The sequence below is a fragment of the Streptomyces sp. NPDC092296 genome (assembly GCF_044755465.1).
Classification (GTDB): domain Bacteria; phylum Actinomycetota; class Actinomycetes; order Streptomycetales; family Streptomycetaceae; genus Peterkaempfera.
In genome coordinates, this window is record NZ_JBIVRB010000002.1 from 228118 (window position 1) to 244353 (window position 16236).

The window sequence follows — 16236 nt, forward strand, 5'->3', positions numbered from 1 at the left end:
CTCGCCCCGAAGGGACCGCCGCCCGCCATGCACACCACCCCCATATCCGCCACCGTCACCCCCGCCGACGCCTGGGACCGCGCCGGACAGCGCCTGCTGGCCAAGGCCATCGCGGAGTTCGCGTACGAGGAACTGCTCACCCCCGAACCGGACGCCGAACCCGACGCCGAACCGGACGCCGAACCGGAACCCGGCGCCCCGGCCCGCTACCGGCTCAGCCTGCGCTCCGGCGCCACCTGGACCTTCACCGCCCGGCGCGGCACCTTCGGCAGCTGGCAGCCGGACGCCGGGTCCATCCGCCGCACCCCGGCCCCCGAGCACGGCACCGAGGCCGGCCCCGAGCTGCTGCTGCTCGACGCCCGGGACGCCCTCGGCCTCGACGGCCCCACCACGGCCGAGGTGCTGCGCGAACTCACCGCCACCCGCCGCGCCGACGCCGCGCTGCTCACCCGCGCCCTGCCCGCCGCCGACCTGGCGGACCTGGACCACCTCGACCTGGAGGGATACCAGGAGGGCCACCCCTGCATGCTGCTCAACAAGGGCAGGCTGGGCTTCTCGGCGGCCGACACCGCCGCCTACGCCCCCGAGTCGGCGGGCACGGTACGGCTGCTCTGGGCCGCCGTCCACCGCGACCTGGCCGACTACGCCGGCATACCCGGGCTCGACGCCGACACCCTGCTCCGCGAGGAGCTGGCCGCCGAGACCCGCACCCGCTTCGCCGCCGCACTGGCCGACCACTGCGCGGCCACCGGCCACGACCCCGCCCACTTCAGCTGGCTGCCGGTCCACCCCTTCCACTGGGACGAGGCCGTCGCCCCGCTCTTCGCCCCCTATCTGGCCGACGGCCGGATCGCCCTGCTGGGCGAGGGCCCGGACCGCTACCGGCCGCTCCAGTCCATCCGCACCCTGGCCAACCTCGACCACCCCGGCCGACGCAACGTCAAGGTCCCACTGCTGATCCGCAACACCCTGGTCTGGCGCGGGCTGTCCACCCGGCCGACCCAGGCCGCCCCCGACATCACCGCCTTCCTGTACGGCCTGCGCGCGGCCGACCCGTACCTCCGCGACGAACTGCGCTTCCACCCGCTCGGCGAGGTCGCCGCCGTCTCCGTCCGCCACCCCCTCTACGAGGCCGTCCACGACGCGCCGTACCGCTACCACGAACTGCTCGGCGCCGTCTGGCGCGAGCCCGTCACCACCCACGTCCGCCCCGGCGAGCGGGCCCGGACCCTGGCCTGCTACCTCCAGATCGGCACCGACGGCCGCGCCCTGGTCACCGAACTCGTCGCCCGCTCCGGCCTCGCCCCCCGCAGCTGGCTCACCCGCTTCCTGGCCGCCCTCCTCCCCGGACTGCTGCACCACCTCTACCGCTACGGCCTCGCCTTCTGCCCGCACGGCGAGAACACCGTCATCCTGCACGACGCCACTGACATCCCGGTCGGCATCGCGGTCAAGGACTTCGCGGAGGACGTCAACCTGCTGCCCGGCCGCCGCCCCGAGTACGCCGCCCTCACCGACCGCGCCGACGCCGTACTGCTGCGCTGGCCCGCCCAAGAGCTGGCCCACTCGCTGCTGTCCGCCGTCTTCGCCGGGCACTTCCGCTTCTTCGCACCGCTGGTGGCCGAGCACCTGGGCGTCCCCGAGCCCGAGTTCTGGCGGCTGGTCCGCGCCGAGATCGAGCGCTACCACGCCCGCTTCCCCGAACTGGCCGACCGCTTCGCCGACTTCGGGCTGCTCGCCCCGGCCTTCGACCGGGTGGCGCTCAACCGCGAACAGCTGCTCGGCGGCGGCTTCCACGACCGCGCCGAACGCGACGAGGGCTTCGACGTCGTCCACGGCACGGTGGCGAACCCGCTGGCCACCGCCCTCCCCGCCCCCCGGCACGAGGTGGCCTGACCCATGACCGCCACCGGACCCCACCTCACCCTCGAACAGCTCCGCGCCGAACACGCCGCCGGCCGACTGGACGATGTCGTGGTCGCCGTACCCGACCTCCAGGGCCGGCTCCAGGGCAGCCGCCTCGCGGTGCCGTACTTCCTCGACCAGGCCGCCGAACAGGGCTTCGGCGCCTGCCTCTACCTCTTCTCCACCGACGTCGAGATGGCCACCGGCCCCGGCTACGCCGTGGACGCCTGGGACCGGGGCTTCGGGGACTTCGTCCTCCGGCCCGACCTCACCACCCTGCGCACCCTGCCCTGGCAGCCCGGCTCCGCCTTCGTCCTGGCCGACGCCGTCTGGCCCGGCGGCGAACCCGTCGCGGTCGCCCCCCGCCAGATCCTGCGCCACCAGCTCGCCGCCCTGGCCGAACACGGCCTGACGGCCTTTGCCGGCACCGAACTGGAGTTCCTGGTCTTCCTGGAGGACTACCGGCACGCCTGGGAGCACGACTACCGGGGGCTGCGCCCGGCGACCCGCCACAACGTCGACTACGCCCTCCAGGGCCTCACCGAACTGGAACCGCTGGTCCGCAGGCTGCGCCGCGAGATGCCCGGCGCCGGGCTCACCCTGGAGACCGCCCGCGCCGAGTGCCACCCCGGCCAGTACGAGATCGTCTTCCGCTATGCCGAGGCCCTCACCACCTGCGACAACCACGCCGTCTTCAAGAACGGCGCCAAGCAGATCGCCGCCGAGGAGGGCCGGGCGCTCACCTTCATGCCCAAGTACGACGCGGGGGAGGGCAACTCCTGCCACATCCACCTCTCGCTGCGCGGCCGCGCCGACGGCGCCGCCGTGCTCGCGGACCCCGGCGCGGCGGACGGCATGTCGGAGCTGATGCGGCACTTCGTCGCCGGACAGCTGCACTGCCTGGCCGAACTCACCCTGCTGATGGCGCCCAACGTCAACTCCTACAAGCGGCTGCGGCCGGGCGCCTTCGCGCCCACCGGGATCGCCTGGGGGCGGGACAACCGCACCTGCCCGATCCGGGTGGTCGGCGCGGGGGAGTCGCTGCGGATCGAGCACCGGGTGCCGGGCGGCGACGCCAACCCCTACCTCGCGGTGGCGGCGGCGGTCGCGGCGGGGCTGTACGGCATCGAGCACCGCCTGCCGCTGCCCGAACCGCACCGGGGCAACGCGCTGGCCGACCCCGCCGTGCCCCGGCTGCCCACCACCCTCACCGAGGCGCTGCACCGCTGGGAGAACGGCGGCCTGGCCCGCAAGCTGTTCGGCGACGACGTGGTCTCCCACTACGCCCAGGCGGCCCGTACCGAGCTCTCCGCCTTCGAGTCGGCCGTCACCGACTGGGAACGGGTCCGCGGCTTCGAACGGCTCTGACCCGCCGGGTGGGTGGTTGTTCGCGCGGTTCCTCGCGCCCCTGGGAGGTGCGTGGCCTGGGGATGCGGACGTGCGCCGGGCAGGCGGGGGTCGTTCGCGCAGTTCCTCGCGCCCCTGAGGCCCGCGCGGGGTCGCGCACGGCGTCCGGCCCCACCGCGCGGCCGACGGTCACCCCGTCTGGGGCGCGGGGAACTGCGCGACCAGCCACCCCCGAGAGGCGAGCGTCCGCACCCTCAGGCGAGGTCCACCGGGCGGAGGCCCAACTCGCGGCGCACCTGCTGCCAGGACTCCTCGTCCGCCGCCACCAGCAGCCCTTCCACGTCCCGCCCGACCCGGTACGGGTCGCCGTCCAGCCGGGCGGAGACGCCGCCCGCCTCGGTGACCAGCAGTGAGCCGGGGGCGTGGTCCCAGGGCAGGGTGCGCCAGAAGAGGGTGAAGTCCTGGTCACCCTCCGCCACCCGGGGGTACTCCACACCGGAGCACCGACTGCCGGGGGCCAGCGTGCCGATGCCTCCCGTACGCGCGTCCACCGCCGTCCGCAGGTCGGGCGGCATGAAGCGGCTGAGCACCACCCCCCGCAGCGCCGCCGGCCCGCCCCCGGCCGGGGCGCGCCGCAGCCGTTCGCCGTTGCGCCAGGCGCCGCCGCCCAGCTCGGCGGTGTACCCGAGGCGGGTGGTCGGCTGCCAGATCCACGCGGCGACGGTCTCGCCGTCCTTGATCAGCGCCGCCATCACCGCGTACTCGGGTCGGCCGGCGACGAAGTTCCCGGTGCCGTCGAGCGGGTCGACCAGCCAGACGGCCGGTTCGGAGCAGACCGCCTTGACCAGCGAGGGGTCGGCGGAGACCGCCTCCTCGCCCACCACCGGGACCGGGAGCAGCCCGCGCAGCCGCTCGGCGATGATCAGCTCCGCCTCCCGGTCGGCCACGGTGACCAGCTCGCCCGGCGCCTTCTCCGACACATCGCCGTCGGCCAGGGCCCGGAAGCGCGGCTCGATCACCTCCGCCGCCGTCTCGGCGAGGATCTCCGCCACCTTGTCGACCAGCACGCGCCGCTCCTCTCGCTTCCCCCTCACTCTCCCACGCCGGTGATCGAGGCGTCGTACCAGGCGCCTCGCACACCCGGGTACCGAGGAGGGACCGGCGGCTCAGCCGGCCAGGTCCTGCTGGATCTGGTCGAGGATCTGTCCGGCGCCGGTGTAGCCGATGCCCAGCATCCAGAGGTTGTCGTCCACCTTGAAGGCGTGCTTGGACTTCACCGCCGCGAGGTCCTTCCAGAGCGCACCGTCGGTGATCTTCTTCTCGTTGCTCTTCACCGCGTCGCCGTAGGTGGAGTAGAAGATGACGTCCGCGGCGGCCTGGTCGACCTGCTCCGGGCTGATGTCGATGTTGAAGCCGTCCTTGTCCTGGTTGGCCGGCCGGCCCACGCCCAGGTCCTTGAAGATCGACCCGATGAAGGTGTCATTGAGGTAGAGCCGGGTGGGCGCGCCCTCCACGAAGCGGGCCATCTCGAACTTGGTCGCCTTGACCTTCGCCGCGCCGCCCAGCTGGTCGACCAGCTCCTTGACGTGGTTCTGGTAGGCCGCCTCCACCTGCTTGGCCTCGGCCTGCTTGCCGAGCGCCTCCGCGTGCAGCTCGAAGTTCTGCTTCCAGACCGGGCCGGTGGTCTCGGTGAAGACGGTGGGGGCGATCTTCGACAGCTCGTCGTAGCGCTTCTCGTCGCGGACCTGGCTGCTCAGGATCAGGTCGGGCTTGAGCGCGGCGACGGCCTCCAGATTGGGTTCGCCGATGGTGCCGACCGCCTTGATCCCGGCCAGCTCGTCCTTCGGGAGGTACGTGGAGAAGGGCGCGCCCGCCGCCACGGTGGTGGCGCCGACCGGGGTGATGCCCAAGGTGACCGCCGAGTCCAGTGCGTCGGTGTCCAGCACCACGACCCGCGAGGGGTGGTCCGGCACCTGGGTCTCGCCTCGGAAGTGCTTCACCGGGTGCGTACCGGCGCCGGCGCCGGCGCTCGCGGCGGCCGTCCCGGTGCCGTCCGTGGACGGGGTGCCGCCGTCGGAGCCGCATGCGGCGGCGGCGAAGGCGGTGACCAGGGCGAGCGCACCGGCGGCGGCCGGACGAAGGACGGTGCGGGACATGAGGGTGTGCTCCCCGGGTACGGCCGACCGGCGGGCCGGCGAACGGTGTGCTGTGGCCCGCGCAGGCGCCGTCGTCGCCGGACCACCTGAGCTTAGGTAAACCTAATCCACGCTCCGACGGCGAATCAAGCCGCCTCCGCCGCCGGGGGACAGCCGGGCGGACGGGCCGTCAGCTCTCCTCGGGGCGGTCGTCCGGGGCCAGACGGGGGCGCAGCACCTTCTCGTACTCCTCGCGCACCCGGCGGTCCATGGCCAGGGTGAACCGGGCGTCCGCCACCGCGCGGCCCAGCGGGCGGACCCGGAGCACCGTCTCGGTCAGCCGGTGCGCCTGGTCGGGGCTGAGCCCGGCCTCCAGGCCGCCGAGCAGCCGACCGCTCACCAGCTGGACGGAAGACGTCGGCCACCGCCTCCGCGCACTCCTGGGTGCGCCGGGCGACATCGAGGACGGGCGCCGGCGGGATGCCCTCCTGGACCAGGGCGGCGGTGGCGTCCAGCAGCCGCCGGCTGACATGGGTGACGCCGTCCTGGTCGGCCGTCACCTAGCCCAGCTCGATCGAGGCGCGGGTGTCGGCCTCGTCGGCCTGCCCGGGGAGCGCCGCCGCCACCTCCGCCCAGGTCGCCGTCGTCACCGGCGCCGCCCGAGGCGTCGGCGCGCTGCTGGCCCGCAAGCTGGCCGAGCGCGGCGCCCTGGTCGCCCTGGTCGCCCTGGTCGGCCTGGAACCGGCCGAACTGGCCGAGGCAGCCGCCGCCTGCGGCCCCGGGGCCGGCCACTGGGAGGCCGACGTCACCGACCTGGCCGCGCTCACCGAGGCCACCCGCGCCATCCAGGACCGCTACGGCCGCATCGACACCGTGGCCGCCAACGCCGGCATCGCCATCGGCGGCCCGCTGCTCGACTCCGACCACGCCGCCTTCAGTCGGGTCGTCGAAGTCAATCTGCTCGGCAGCGTCGCCACCGCTCGGGCCTTCCTGCCCGCGCTGACCGCGCCACGCGGCTATCTGCTCCAGATCGCCTCGCTGGCGGCCATCACCCCCGCCCCGCTGATGACCGCGTACTGCGCCGGCAAGTCCGGCGTCGAGGCGTTCGCCCACTGCCTGCGCGCCGAGACCGCCCACCAGGGCGTCAGGGTCGGCGTCGGCTACCTCAGCTGGACCGACACCGACATGGTCCGGGGCGCCGACGAGGACGAGGTGCTGCGCGAGCTGCGCACCCGGCTGCCCTGGCCCGTCGGCCGGACGTACCCGCTGGAGCCCGCCGTGGACCGGCTCGTGGCCGGGATCGCGCGCCGCTCCCCGCATGTCTACGCCCAGTGGTGGCTGCGCGGCATGCAGGCCGTCCGGGGCGGCCTGCCGTCCGTCATCGGCCGGTTCGGTCCCCGGGAGATCGGCCGGTTGGAACCGCGTCTCAAGGCCACCGCCGCCACCCGCCTCGGCCCGGTCGGCGCCGGCGGCGCGGCCGACAGCCGGGCGCGCCGCGTCCGCGACTGAGCCCGAAAAGCGCCCAGGGGCCCCCGCCGACGGCGGGAGCCCCTGGGGTGACGCTGGATCAGGAACCGCTGCACACCGCGCCGTTGAGCCGGAAGACGGTGGGCGACGGGTTGGCCCCGTCATTGATGCCGACGAAGCCGAAGGAGGCGGTGGAGCCGCCGTTCGCGGCCAGGACGCCGTTCCCGGCCGGGCTGGTCACATGCACATGGCTGCCGCTGGCGGTGACCGTGGCGTTCCACGAGGAGTCGATCGACTGGCCGGCCGACGGCCAGTCGAAGTCCAGGCTCCAGCCGTTGATGGCGGTGTCGGCCAGGTTGGTGACGTTGACCGTGGCGACGAAGCCATTGCCCCAGCCGCTGTCCACGTGGTACGTGACGGCGCAGCTGCTGTGCTGCGGGGTCCCGGTGGTCAGCAGCAGCGGGTCGGACGGGCGGGAGAGCCGCCCGGCGGAGTCCATGGCCAGCACATTGACGGTGTGGGTGCTGCCCGGCGGCAGGTTGCGCAGCGTGACGCTGGTGCCGGAGGACTCGCCCAGCAGCTGCGCGTTGACGCCGCTCAGCTGCTCGTACACCTGGTAGCGGGTCACCGGGCCGCCGCCGGCCGCCCAGGACAGGGTGGCCGTGGTGTCGGTGACGGCGGTGAGGGTGGGCGCGCCCGGGGTGCCGGTCACGGCCGAGGGGGTGGTGCCGGACTTCGGGTGCAGGGTGACGGTGGTCAGCGAGTACGGCTCGACGGTGAGGCCGGAGGCGGTGGCGCCGCCGGACACGGTGGTGATGTCGGAGTCGCCGCGGCCGTACCGCTGCACCTGCGGGGCGCCGGCCGCCGGGGTGAAGCCGTTGTAGCGCAGGTCGACCGAGTGGGCGGCGTTCGGGTCCTTGTTGACCAGCAGCACGCTCAGGTCGCCGTTGGCCCGCTGCACGGCGTGCACCGAGACCTGGCGGTCGGAGGAGGCGGAGGCGACCATGGTGTCACCGGTGGCGCCGAGCGCGGTGAGCATCTTCAGCCCGTAGTACGGGTGGAACGGCGTGTTGGCCGCCGGTTCGCAGACCGTGCCGGTGCAGGTCTCGCTGGACAGCATGCCCATGTCGCCGTAGTCGGTCTCGCCGTCCACGGTGCGGATGTCGCCGGCGCCGTTGTGGGTGTCCCACCAGTCGACGGTGAAGACGCCGTTCTCCAGCGCGGTCATCATGGCGTCCGCGGTGAACAGGCCGTTGGGCCGCCCGGTCAGCAGGGCGCCGCCGGTGTTGGTGTTGACCTCGGTCATCGCGATGCCGATGTGGGCGGAGTCCGCCCCGGCGTACTGGTTGAGCTGGCTGCGGACCTCGCGCAGCTCACCGGGGAGCTGGGCGACCTTGGTCAGCGCGTCGTCGGCGCTGCCGCCGCTGGGGTACCAGTGCACGCTGACGAAGTCGACGTGGTGGGCCACGATGCTGAGCACCGTGTGGTTCCAGTCACCGATGTCGCCGCCGTTGATGACGCCGTCCGGCCAGTTGCCGGGCATGGTCAGCACCGCGCCGATCTTGACCGTCGGGTCGACGGCCTTCATCGCGGCGGCGTAGGCCAGCACCTGCCTGCCGTACTCCGCCGGGCTCTTGTCGGCGTGGTTGTCGGTCTCCCAGCCGGAGCCGTAGTAGCCGTTGCCGTAGATCTCGTTGCCGATCTCCCAGTACTTGGCGCCGTACTTCTTGGTGACATTGGCGTACCGGACCCAGTCGGCCGCCTCCTCGGGGGTGCCCGAGCCGTAGTTGGCGATGATCACCGGCTGGGCGCCGGTGGCCTTCACGGTGCCCATGAAGTCGTCGAAGCCGGTGCCGGGCGCCACATAGCCGCCGGGGGCGGTGTGGTCCTTCCAGTGGTAGATGTCCGAGTACGAGCCGCCCGGGTAGCGCATCGCGCCGACGCCCGCGCTCTGCATCAGGGTGGCGACCTCGGGGTCGTTCATGTGCGAGTCCCAGATGGCCGCGTTGACGCCCCGGGCGGCGTCCCCGATCGTCCCCAGGCCCGAGCGGGCGTTCACCGTGACGGTGGCGTCGGCCGCCGGCGGCGCGGTGCCGGCGCCGTCGGCGGCGAGGGCCGGTCCGGCGAAGGGCAGGACGGCCAGGACGGCCGCCACGGCGGCGGTTCTGGCGAGCCGGCGGGGTCGGCCGGAAGTCGTGTGGAGCGATGGCACGTTGCGTTCCTCCTGGGACGGCCGCGGTCCCGGGCGGGCATCGTCGGGAGCGCACGGCGGAGTGGGGCAGTGCTTTCGGCGTCGACGATGCGGCGACAGCGGACGTGCGCGCTCCTCGCTGGGAGCGCTCCCATGATGGGAGTGCCGACACATCGTGTCAACGGCCCCGCCCGCCCCGGCCCGCACCGCATCCCCATCGGCCCCAGCCGCCCCCGCCGCCCGGCCCGGCACGGCCGACCGGTCAGCCCAGGCGGCGCCGGAAGAAGGCCAGCACATCCTGGCCGGCCGCCGCCCGGACGGCCGCCGCACCCGGCTCGTCCCGGACGAACTGATAGTGCGTCACCTCGTCGCCGGCCGGGCGCAGCTCGGCGCCGGGGATGTGCTCCGCGTACCGCAGCGCGTTCTGCTCGGCCGGGGTGTGCACGTCCGAGCCGCCCCAGCGGACGGCGACCGGGCGGTGCACCCTGGCCAGGCTCGCCTCGTCCACCAGCTCACCGATCCCGGGGCAGATCAGATAGGCGGCCCGGACCCGGTGGTCGGACCGGTCCGCACCGCAGTCGGCGAGCAGCGCCGCCAGCGCCGCGTCGTCGTACTTGGCCCGCAGGGCGCCCAGCAGGTCGGGGAACTCCGGCAGCGGCGGCAGCGGCACCCGCCCCTCGCCCACCGCCCGGACGCGCTCCGGGGCGAGGCGCGCGCCCACCAGGGCGGCGGCGGTGTAGCCGCCCAGCGAGAACCCGGCCGCGCCCACCGGGCCGAACTCCTCGCGCCGGGTCAGCCGGTCCAGTACGAAGGACAGGTCGCGGGGCCGCTCCCAGCCGCAGGTGAACCCCTCCGGCAGATAGCCGTCCAGGTAGTTGTTGCCGTGGTGGTCGCAGCCGGCCACCAGGTACCCGGCGTCGGTCAGCGGCTCGGCCAGCCAGCCCAGGTCGCGGGCGCTGCCCCCGGTGCCGTGCGACAGCAGCACCAGCGGCGGCGGCCCGGCGGTGGTCCGCTCCGGCCGCCAGGTGTACACCCGCACCGGGCGCGGGCCGTCGGAGTCCCAGCTGCGGCGCTCGGGATCGTGCAGTTCGCGGATCTCGGGTTCGGTCACGGCTCGGATACTACGGCTCGTCTGTTCGATTCCCGGCGGCCCCCCGGCGGGCCGGGGCGGCGGCCTCCAACTCGGCGACGCTGCCGGACATGATCGTCCGCACCTGGTCGGTGATGTGCTCGGCAGGCCAGTCCCACCAGGCCACCGCCAGCAGCCGGGCGATGTCCTCGGCGCTGTGGCGGGTGCGGATCAGCCGGGCCGGATTGCCGCCGGCGATGCCGTAGTCGGGCACGTCCGAGGTGACCACGGCCCCGGCACCGATGATCGCGCCGTGCCCGATCCGTACGCCCGGCAGCACCGTCGCGCCGCGGCCGAACCAGACGTCATTGCCGACGACGGTGTCCCCCCGGCTCGGCAGGTCGGTGAGCAGGTCGAAGTGGTCGGCCCAGGAGCCGCCCAGGAGGGGGAAGGGGAAGGTGGACGGGCCGTCCATCCGGTGGTTGGCGCCGTTCATCAGGAACCGCACCCCGGTGCCCAGCGCGCAGAACCGGCCGATGACCAGCTTCTCCGGCCCGTAGTGGTAGAGCACATTGCGGGTCTCGAACGCGGTCGGGTCGTCCGGGTCGTCGTAGTACGAGTACTCCCCGACCTCGATCAGCGGGGACGTCACCAGCGGTCTGAGCAGCACCACCCGGGGCTGGTCGGGCATCGGACGGACCACGGTCGGGTCGGCGGGCACGGGCATGGCCCCATGGTCGCAGCACCCGCGCCGGGCGGCACCGGGATTTCCGTGCGCCGGACCGCCGCCGCAGCGCGCGGCCCGTCCGGCCGCCGGGGCCGCCGCCGCTGCTGTCGGCCGGCGGGTTCAGCGGTGGCCGAGGACGTTGACCACCCGGCCGTTGGGGTCGCGGACGAAGAAGCGGCGGACGCCCCACTCCTCGTCCCGCAGCTCGCGGACGATCTCCGCGCCGGTGGCGGCCACGGCGGCGTGGACAGCGTCCACGTCGTCCACCTCGATGCTCAGGTCGGGGGTGACCGGTGCGCTGCTGTCGCGCCGGACGAAGGTGATCTGCGCGGTGGGGTTGGCGGGGGAGGCGAGCGTCATCACCCAGCCCTGGTCCATGACCTCCCGGAGCCCCAGCAGGCCGTAGAAGTCCCGGCTCTCCTCCATGGCCTCGGACGGGATGTCGGGCACGACCCGGCGGACGGACATCGGTGGCTCCCGGTGGGTGTTCGACGGCGGTGTCCGTCCGATCATGCCGCAGCGCGGCCCGCCGCGTCCCGGACGCCCCGACCGGCCGCCGCCGCACGGGGCCGTCCGGTGGCGGTGCGTCGGCGCCTCCGGGCCGGTCGGCCTGGGTAGCGTCGGGCCATGACGACTTCACTCATCACCGGCGCCACCGCCGGGATCGGCGCCGCCTTCGCCCGGCGGCTGGCTGCCGACGGGCATGACCTGGTCCTGGTGGCCCGGGACGGCGAGCGGCTGGAGCAGGCCGCGCAGGAGCTGCGGGCGGTGCGCGGCCGGGCGGTGGAGGTGCTGGTGGCCGACCTGGCGACCGACGAGGGGATCACCGCCGTCGAGCAGCGCTTGGCCGACGCCGGGCGGCCGGTGGACGTGCTGGTGAACAACGCCGGGTTCGGCCACCGGGGCCGGTTCCTCGATGTGCCGCAGGCGGACGAGCTGGCGATGGTCAAGGTCCATGTGGAGGCGGTGCTGCGGCTGACCATGGCGGCGCTGCCCGGGATGCGGGAGCGGCGCCGGGGCTGGGTGGTCAATGTGGCGTCGGTGGCGGCGTTCCTGCCGCGCGGTACGTACGGGGCCAGCAAGGCGTGGCTGGTCAGCTTCACCCAGGGCGTGGCGCGCGACCTGGCCGGGTCCGGGGTGCGGCTGCTGGCGCTCTGCCCGGGGCTGACCCGTACCGAGTTCCACCAGCGGGCCGGGATGGGCGTCGACAGCGTGCCCGGCTGGGCGTGGCTGTCGGCGGACCGGGTCGTCCGCGACGGGCTGCGCGACCTGGCCCGGGGCCGCACGCTGTCGGTGCCCAGCCGCCGCTACCAGGCGGTGGTCGCCCTCAGCCGGGTGGTGCCGCCGGGGGCGCTGGGGGCGGTGTCGTCCCGGGCGGCCCGGGAGTACGGGTCGGCCGGCGGGAGCGCGGGCCGGGAATGAACCCCTACTGATATTAGGTTGCCTAACAATGAGCAAGACTCGGTATGCTCGGAGTCCGCCCTAGCCCCACGCCCAGGAGCCGCCCGTGAAACCCCAGGGACCCGACTGGACCCCGCCCACGCCCGCCCCCGGCGAGCCGCGTCCCCCGGCGCAGGTCCGACGCATCGTCGCCCTGTTCCGGCCCTACCGGGGCCGGCTCGCCGCCGTCGGACTGCTGGTGGGGCTCTCCTCCGTGGTCTCGGTCGCCTCGCCGTTCCTGCTGCGCGAGATGCTGGACACGGCCATCCCGCACGGCCGCACCGGGCTGCTCAGCCTGCTGGCCCTCGGGATGGTCGCCGCCGCCGTCGTCAACAGCATCTTCAACGTCCTCCAGACGCTGATCTCCACCACCGTCGGCCAGCGGGTCATGCACGACCTGCGCACCGCCGTCTACACCCACCTCCAGCGGATGTCGCTGGCGTTCTTCACCCGCACCCGCACCGGCGAGGTGCAGTCCAGGATCGCCAACGACATCGGCGGCATGCAGGCCACCGTCACCTCCACCGCCACCTCGCTGGTCTCCAACCTCACCGGCGTGATCGCCACCGTCGTCGCCATGATCGCGCTGGACTGGCGGCTCACCGTCGTCTCGCTGCTGCTGCTCCCGCTCTTCGTCTGGATCAGCCGCCGGGTCGGCGGCGAGCGCAAGCGGATCACCACCCAGCGGCAGCAGCAGCTGGCGGTGCTCTCCTCCGCCGTCCAGGAGTCGCTGTCGGTCAGCGGCATCCTGCTGGGCCGGACCATGGGCCGCGCCGACTCGCTCTCCCGCGAGTTCACCGAGCAGTCCGACAGCCTCGCCGACCTGGAGGTCCGCTCCAGCATGGCCGGGCGCTGGCGGATGTCCACCATCCAGATCGTGATGGCCGCCATGCCGGCCGTCATCTACTGGGCGGCCGGACTGGCCACCGCCGCCGGCAGCCCGGTCGTCTCGCTGGGCACCCTGGTCGCCTTCGTCTCCCTCCAGCAGGGCCTGTTCCGGCCGACGGTCAGCCTGCTGGCCACCGGCGTGCAGGTGCAGACCTCGCTGGCGCTCTTCCAGCGCATCTTCGAATACCTCGACCTGCCGGTCGACATCGCGGAGCCCGCCGACCCGGTCCACCTGGAGCGGGTGCGCGGCGAGGTCCGCTTCGAGGGCGTGGAGTTCGGCTACGACCCGGCGGCCCGGCCCACCCTCACCGGCATCGAGCTGTCCGTACCGGCCGGCGGCAGCCTCGCCGTGGTCGGAGAGACCGGCTCCGGCAAGACCACCCTCAGCTACCTGGTGCCGCGCCTGTACGACGTCACCGGCGGCCGGGTCACCCTGGACGGCACCGACGTCCGGGAGCTGTCCTTCGCCACCCTGGCCGCCGCCGTCGGCGTGGTCTCCCAGGAGACGTACCTCTTCCACGCCTCGGTCGCGGACAACCTGCGCTTCGCCAAGCCCGACGCCAGCGACGCCGAGCTGGTCGCCGCCGCCCGCGCCGCCCAGATCCACGACCACATCGCCGGGCTGCCGGACGGCTACGACACCCTGGTGGGGGAGCGCGGCTACCGCTTCTCCGGCGGTGAGAAGCAGCGGCTGGCCATCGCCCGCACCATCCTGCGCAACCCGCCGGTGCTGATCCTGGACGAGGCCACCAGCGCGCTGGACAACCAGACCGAGCAGGCCGTGCAGCAGGCCGTCGACGCCCTCGCCGTCGGCCGCACCACCATCACCATCGCGCACCGGCTCTCCACCGTCCGCGACGCCGACCAGATCGTCGTCCTGGACCACGGCCGGATCGCGGAGCACGGCACCCACGACGAGCTGATGGCCCTCGGCGGCCGCTACGCCGCCCTGGTCGCCAGGAACGGCCTCTACGCCGAGGCCGCCTGAGCGGCCGGGCCCTCCCGGGGCGGAGCCCGGTCCGCTAGCCTCGTGACACGGCATCAGGCCGTTCACGGCACGGGGGCAGTGATGGATTCCATCGGGGGCGCCTGGAACGACGCCAAGGGGCCGGCCGGGGACGCGGTCAAGCTCGGCGAGGACATCGTCATGGCCCCGGCCGAGGTCGCGCACTGGGCGCTGACCCGGATGTTCGGCGGCGGCGAGGCCGACCTGCACGCGATCGCGAGCGAGCTGGCCGAGCTGAGCCGGCAGGTGGAGGGGCTGGCCAAGGAGGTCACCACCGCGCTGGGGAACCTCACTTGGCACGGCCCGGCGTCCGACGCCTTCGTCGGCTGCGCGCAGGGGCGGGCGGGCGAGCTGAACGGGCTGGCCGACGACCTGTCCTCGCTGGGCCGGTCGGTCGACCGGCTGGCCGACGTCCACTGATTGCACGGGCTTTCTCCACGGCGGCGCGATCCACGGGGGTGTCAGCGCGACATGGCAGGCGACCAGTTCGGAGTCCAGCTGCGAGAGCTCGCCACGATGGAGCAGGACTGGCGTTCGCTCAGCGCACGGCTTGAGCAGCTGAGCCGGCGGCTCGGGCAGATCCAGTCCACGCTGACCAGGGCGACGGCCGTCGACCTCGCGGCGGGCGGGCTCGCCGGGACACCCGGGTTCGGGATCGCCCTCCAGGTACTCGACGATGTGAGGCAGATCCGGGAGGCGACCGAACGCCTCCAGGCGGACAAGGATCGGTTGATCCAGGAGATCACCCAGGACGCCGACAAGATCAAGGCGGTCAGGGCCGAGTACGAGGCGACCGAGAAGAAGATCGCGGACGACCTGGAGCGGCAGCAGCGCCCCACCCCGCCGGTCCCCGAACCCCAGCAGCCCGCAGAGCCCGGGGGCCACCGGGACGGCACCGACGGGACCGGCGGGACCGACGGCGGTACCGAGACCAGCGCCGCCAGGATTCCGGTCTCGGCGGTCACCTACGGCGGCGCCGGATCGTGGCAGGGCGGCCAGGCGGCCTGCGAGGACTACATCGACCAGGCGCTGGACGAGCTGGGCATCACCGACCCACAGGCCCGGGTGGACTGGATGCGCGGCATGCTCACCATCGCCTCCCGCGAGTCCGCCTACAACTCACCGAACTACCAGGTCAACAAGACGGACAGCAACGCCGTCGGCGCGATGATGCCGGACGACGCACCGGCCCAGTCCTCGCGCGGCGGCTGGCAGTGCATCCCGAGCACCTTCGCCGCGTACCACCAGCCCGGCACCTCGACCGACATCTACGACCCGGTGGCCAACTGCGCCGCGTCCATGAACTACCTGATGTCCCGGTACCAGGTGTCCCGTGACGGCTCGAACCTCGCCGCCCAGGTCCAGCAGGCCGACCCGAACCGGCCGCCGCACGGCTACTGACGCACGTCCCGACCGCACGTCCCGACCGCACGCCCGACCGCGCGGCGGCGCCGAAGCGCCGTTCACCAGTGCCTGACACCCGACACCCGAGGACGAGCCACCCACGTGTCCCGCGCCACCGCTCTCGTCACGGCCGCCGCCCTGCCGGCCGCCATCGGCCCACTGACCGGGCGACGGCGGTGACCGGGACCTGGCCGCGACCGTCACCGTCCCGGAGTCCGGCGGCGGCTCGTACACCCTCCACCAGTACCTGTCCCTGACCGGCCGCGCGTGACCGAACTCGCCCTCTGGGCGGACCACCCGGTGAACCCGTGGTCGGCGCCCTCGGACGCCACCGTCCTGCGGGCACTGGAAGCCCCGATCTGCCCGGCCCTCGGGGACTGCTGACTCTCTCCGACGTCGGCGGACCCGGTGGACGGGAGCGACACGGCTCTGGCAAATAGCGTCACTTCTGATCATGGGCTGTTCATATTCGGAGGATTAGCGTAATTCCGGTGCTGCGCCCCGACCCGGGATTATTCTCGGGTCGTACGCAGTCATTCCGCCAGGGTTGTCCCTCCACGATCGTTTTCGCCCGCCGGTGCACACGGCCGTACAACCGAGACCGATCCCCGCGTGGGGTCGGCACCCCGCCCGACCTGGTGCTACGGCCAGCAGCAG

14 protein-coding genes are annotated in these 16236 nt (G+C 73.7%); 7 read left to right on the forward strand and 7 right to left on the reverse strand.

From position 1 onward, the window contains the following. Window positions 1-27: 27 nt before the first annotated feature. Both ACIQGZ_RS08690 and ACIQGZ_RS08695 read left to right on the forward strand, forming a co-directional pair. A complete protein-coding gene (locus ACIQGZ_RS08690; protein WP_402600220.1) occupies window positions 28-1896 on the forward strand; it encodes an IucA/IucC family protein in 1869 nt (622 codons plus the stop codon). 3 nt (window positions 1897-1899) lie between these two features. Then, the gene (locus ACIQGZ_RS08695) at window positions 1900-3273 is read left to right on the forward strand and encodes a glutamine synthetase family protein (protein ID WP_402600222.1); all 1374 of its coding nucleotides are present in this window, start codon (window positions 1900-1902) and stop codon (window positions 3271-3273) included. A gap of 233 nt (window positions 3274-3506) precedes the next feature. On the opposite strand, the gene ACIQGZ_RS08700 is transcribed toward ACIQGZ_RS08695, so the two are convergent. The 3 genes from ACIQGZ_RS08700 to ACIQGZ_RS08710 form a co-directional block, all read right to left on the reverse strand. Then, the gene (locus ACIQGZ_RS08700) at window positions 3507-4319 is read right to left on the reverse strand and encodes an inositol monophosphatase family protein (protein ID WP_402600224.1); all 813 of its coding nucleotides are present in this window, start codon (window positions 4317-4319) and stop codon (window positions 3507-3509) included. A 99-nt stretch (window positions 4320-4418) separates the two neighbouring features. Next, window positions 4419-5408: an ABC transporter substrate-binding protein gene (locus tag ACIQGZ_RS08705; protein WP_402600226.1), complete on the reverse strand. Its 990-nt coding sequence runs from the start codon at window positions 5406-5408 to the stop codon at window positions 4419-4421. Between the two features lie 169 nt (window positions 5409-5577). Beyond that, a complete protein-coding gene (locus tag ACIQGZ_RS08710) occupies window positions 5578-5787 on the reverse strand; it encodes a hypothetical protein (RefSeq protein WP_402600228.1) in 210 nt (69 codons plus the stop codon). 185 nt (window positions 5788-5972) lie between these two features. On the opposite strand from ACIQGZ_RS08710, the gene ACIQGZ_RS08715 reads away from it, so the two are divergent. Then, window positions 5973-6896 (forward strand): SDR family oxidoreductase, encoded by a 924-nt coding sequence (locus ACIQGZ_RS08715; protein WP_402600230.1) that lies wholly within the window; start codon window positions 5973-5975, stop codon window positions 6894-6896. Window positions 6897-6954: 58 nt separating this feature from the next. Here the strand turns inward: ACIQGZ_RS08715 and ACIQGZ_RS08720 are convergent, their stop codons facing one another. The 4 genes from ACIQGZ_RS08720 to ACIQGZ_RS08735 all read right to left on the reverse strand — a co-directional run bounded on the left by ACIQGZ_RS08720 (window position 6955) and on the right by ACIQGZ_RS08735 (window position 11309). Further along, window positions 6955-9066, reverse strand: a complete 2112-nt coding sequence (locus ACIQGZ_RS08720) for a cellulose binding domain-containing protein (RefSeq protein WP_402600232.1) — start codon at window positions 9064-9066, stop codon at window positions 6955-6957. Between the two features lie 241 nt (window positions 9067-9307). After that, the gene (locus ACIQGZ_RS08725; RefSeq protein ID WP_402600234.1) at window positions 9308-10156 is read right to left on the reverse strand and encodes an alpha/beta hydrolase family protein; all 849 of its coding nucleotides are present in this window, start codon (window positions 10154-10156) and stop codon (window positions 9308-9310) included. A 10-nt stretch (window positions 10157-10166) separates the two neighbouring features. After that, window positions 10167-10841, reverse strand: a complete 675-nt coding sequence (locus ACIQGZ_RS08730; RefSeq protein WP_402600236.1) for a CatB-related O-acetyltransferase — start codon at window positions 10839-10841, stop codon at window positions 10167-10169. A gap of 120 nt (window positions 10842-10961) precedes the next feature. Further along, window positions 10962-11309, reverse strand: coding sequence for a VOC family protein (locus ACIQGZ_RS08735; RefSeq protein ID WP_402600238.1), 348 nt, complete (start codon window positions 11307-11309; stop codon window positions 10962-10964). A 159-nt stretch (window positions 11310-11468) separates the two neighbouring features. Between ACIQGZ_RS08735 and ACIQGZ_RS08740 the strand changes: the two genes are divergently transcribed. The 4 genes from ACIQGZ_RS08740 to ACIQGZ_RS08755 all read left to right on the forward strand — a co-directional run bounded on the left by ACIQGZ_RS08740 (window position 11469) and on the right by ACIQGZ_RS08755 (window position 15576). Then, window positions 11469-12263, forward strand: coding sequence for an SDR family NAD(P)-dependent oxidoreductase (locus ACIQGZ_RS08740; protein ID WP_402600240.1), 795 nt, complete (start codon window positions 11469-11471; stop codon window positions 12261-12263). 85 nt (window positions 12264-12348) lie between these two features. Beyond that, window positions 12349-14157: an ABC transporter ATP-binding protein gene (locus ACIQGZ_RS08745; protein ID WP_402600242.1), complete on the forward strand. Its 1809-nt coding sequence runs from the start codon at window positions 12349-12351 to the stop codon at window positions 14155-14157. 81 nt (window positions 14158-14238) lie between these two features. Beyond that, window positions 14239-14595, forward strand: a complete 357-nt coding sequence (locus ACIQGZ_RS08750; RefSeq protein WP_402600244.1) for a WXG100 family type VII secretion target — start codon at window positions 14239-14241, stop codon at window positions 14593-14595. Window positions 14596-14646: 51 nt separating this feature from the next. Then, window positions 14647-15576, forward strand: a complete 930-nt coding sequence (locus ACIQGZ_RS08755) for a hypothetical protein (protein WP_402600246.1) — start codon at window positions 14647-14649, stop codon at window positions 15574-15576. Window positions 15577-16236 lie beyond the last annotated feature (660 nt).

Excerpts from the sequence above, each read along its gene's own strand:
- ACIQGZ_RS08690 (WP_402600220.1), top strand. The coding sequence starts at position 28 with ATGCACACCACCCCCATATCCGCCACCGTCACCCCCGCCGACGCCTGG.
- ACIQGZ_RS08695 (WP_402600222.1), top strand. The coding sequence starts at position 1,900 with ATGACCGCCACCGGACCCCACCTCACCCTCGAACAGCTCCGCGCCGAA.
- ACIQGZ_RS08705 (WP_402600226.1), bottom strand. The coding sequence starts at position 5,408 with ATGTCCCGCACCGTCCTTCGTCCGGCCGCCGCCGGTGCGCTCGCCCTG.
- ACIQGZ_RS08730 (WP_402600236.1), bottom strand. The coding sequence starts at position 10,841 with ATGCCCGTGCCCGCCGACCCGACCGTGGTCCGTCCGATGCCCGACCAG.
- ACIQGZ_RS08735 (WP_402600238.1), bottom strand. The coding sequence starts at position 11,309 with ATGTCCGTCCGCCGGGTCGTGCCCGACATCCCGTCCGAGGCCATGGAG.
- ACIQGZ_RS08740 (WP_402600240.1), top strand. The coding sequence starts at position 11,469 with ATGACGACTTCACTCATCACCGGCGCCACCGCCGGGATCGGCGCCGCC.
- ACIQGZ_RS08750 (WP_402600244.1), top strand. The coding sequence starts at position 14,239 with ATGGATTCCATCGGGGGCGCCTGGAACGACGCCAAGGGGCCGGCCGGG.
- ACIQGZ_RS08755 (WP_402600246.1), top strand. The coding sequence starts at position 14,647 with ATGGCAGGCGACCAGTTCGGAGTCCAGCTGCGAGAGCTCGCCACGATG.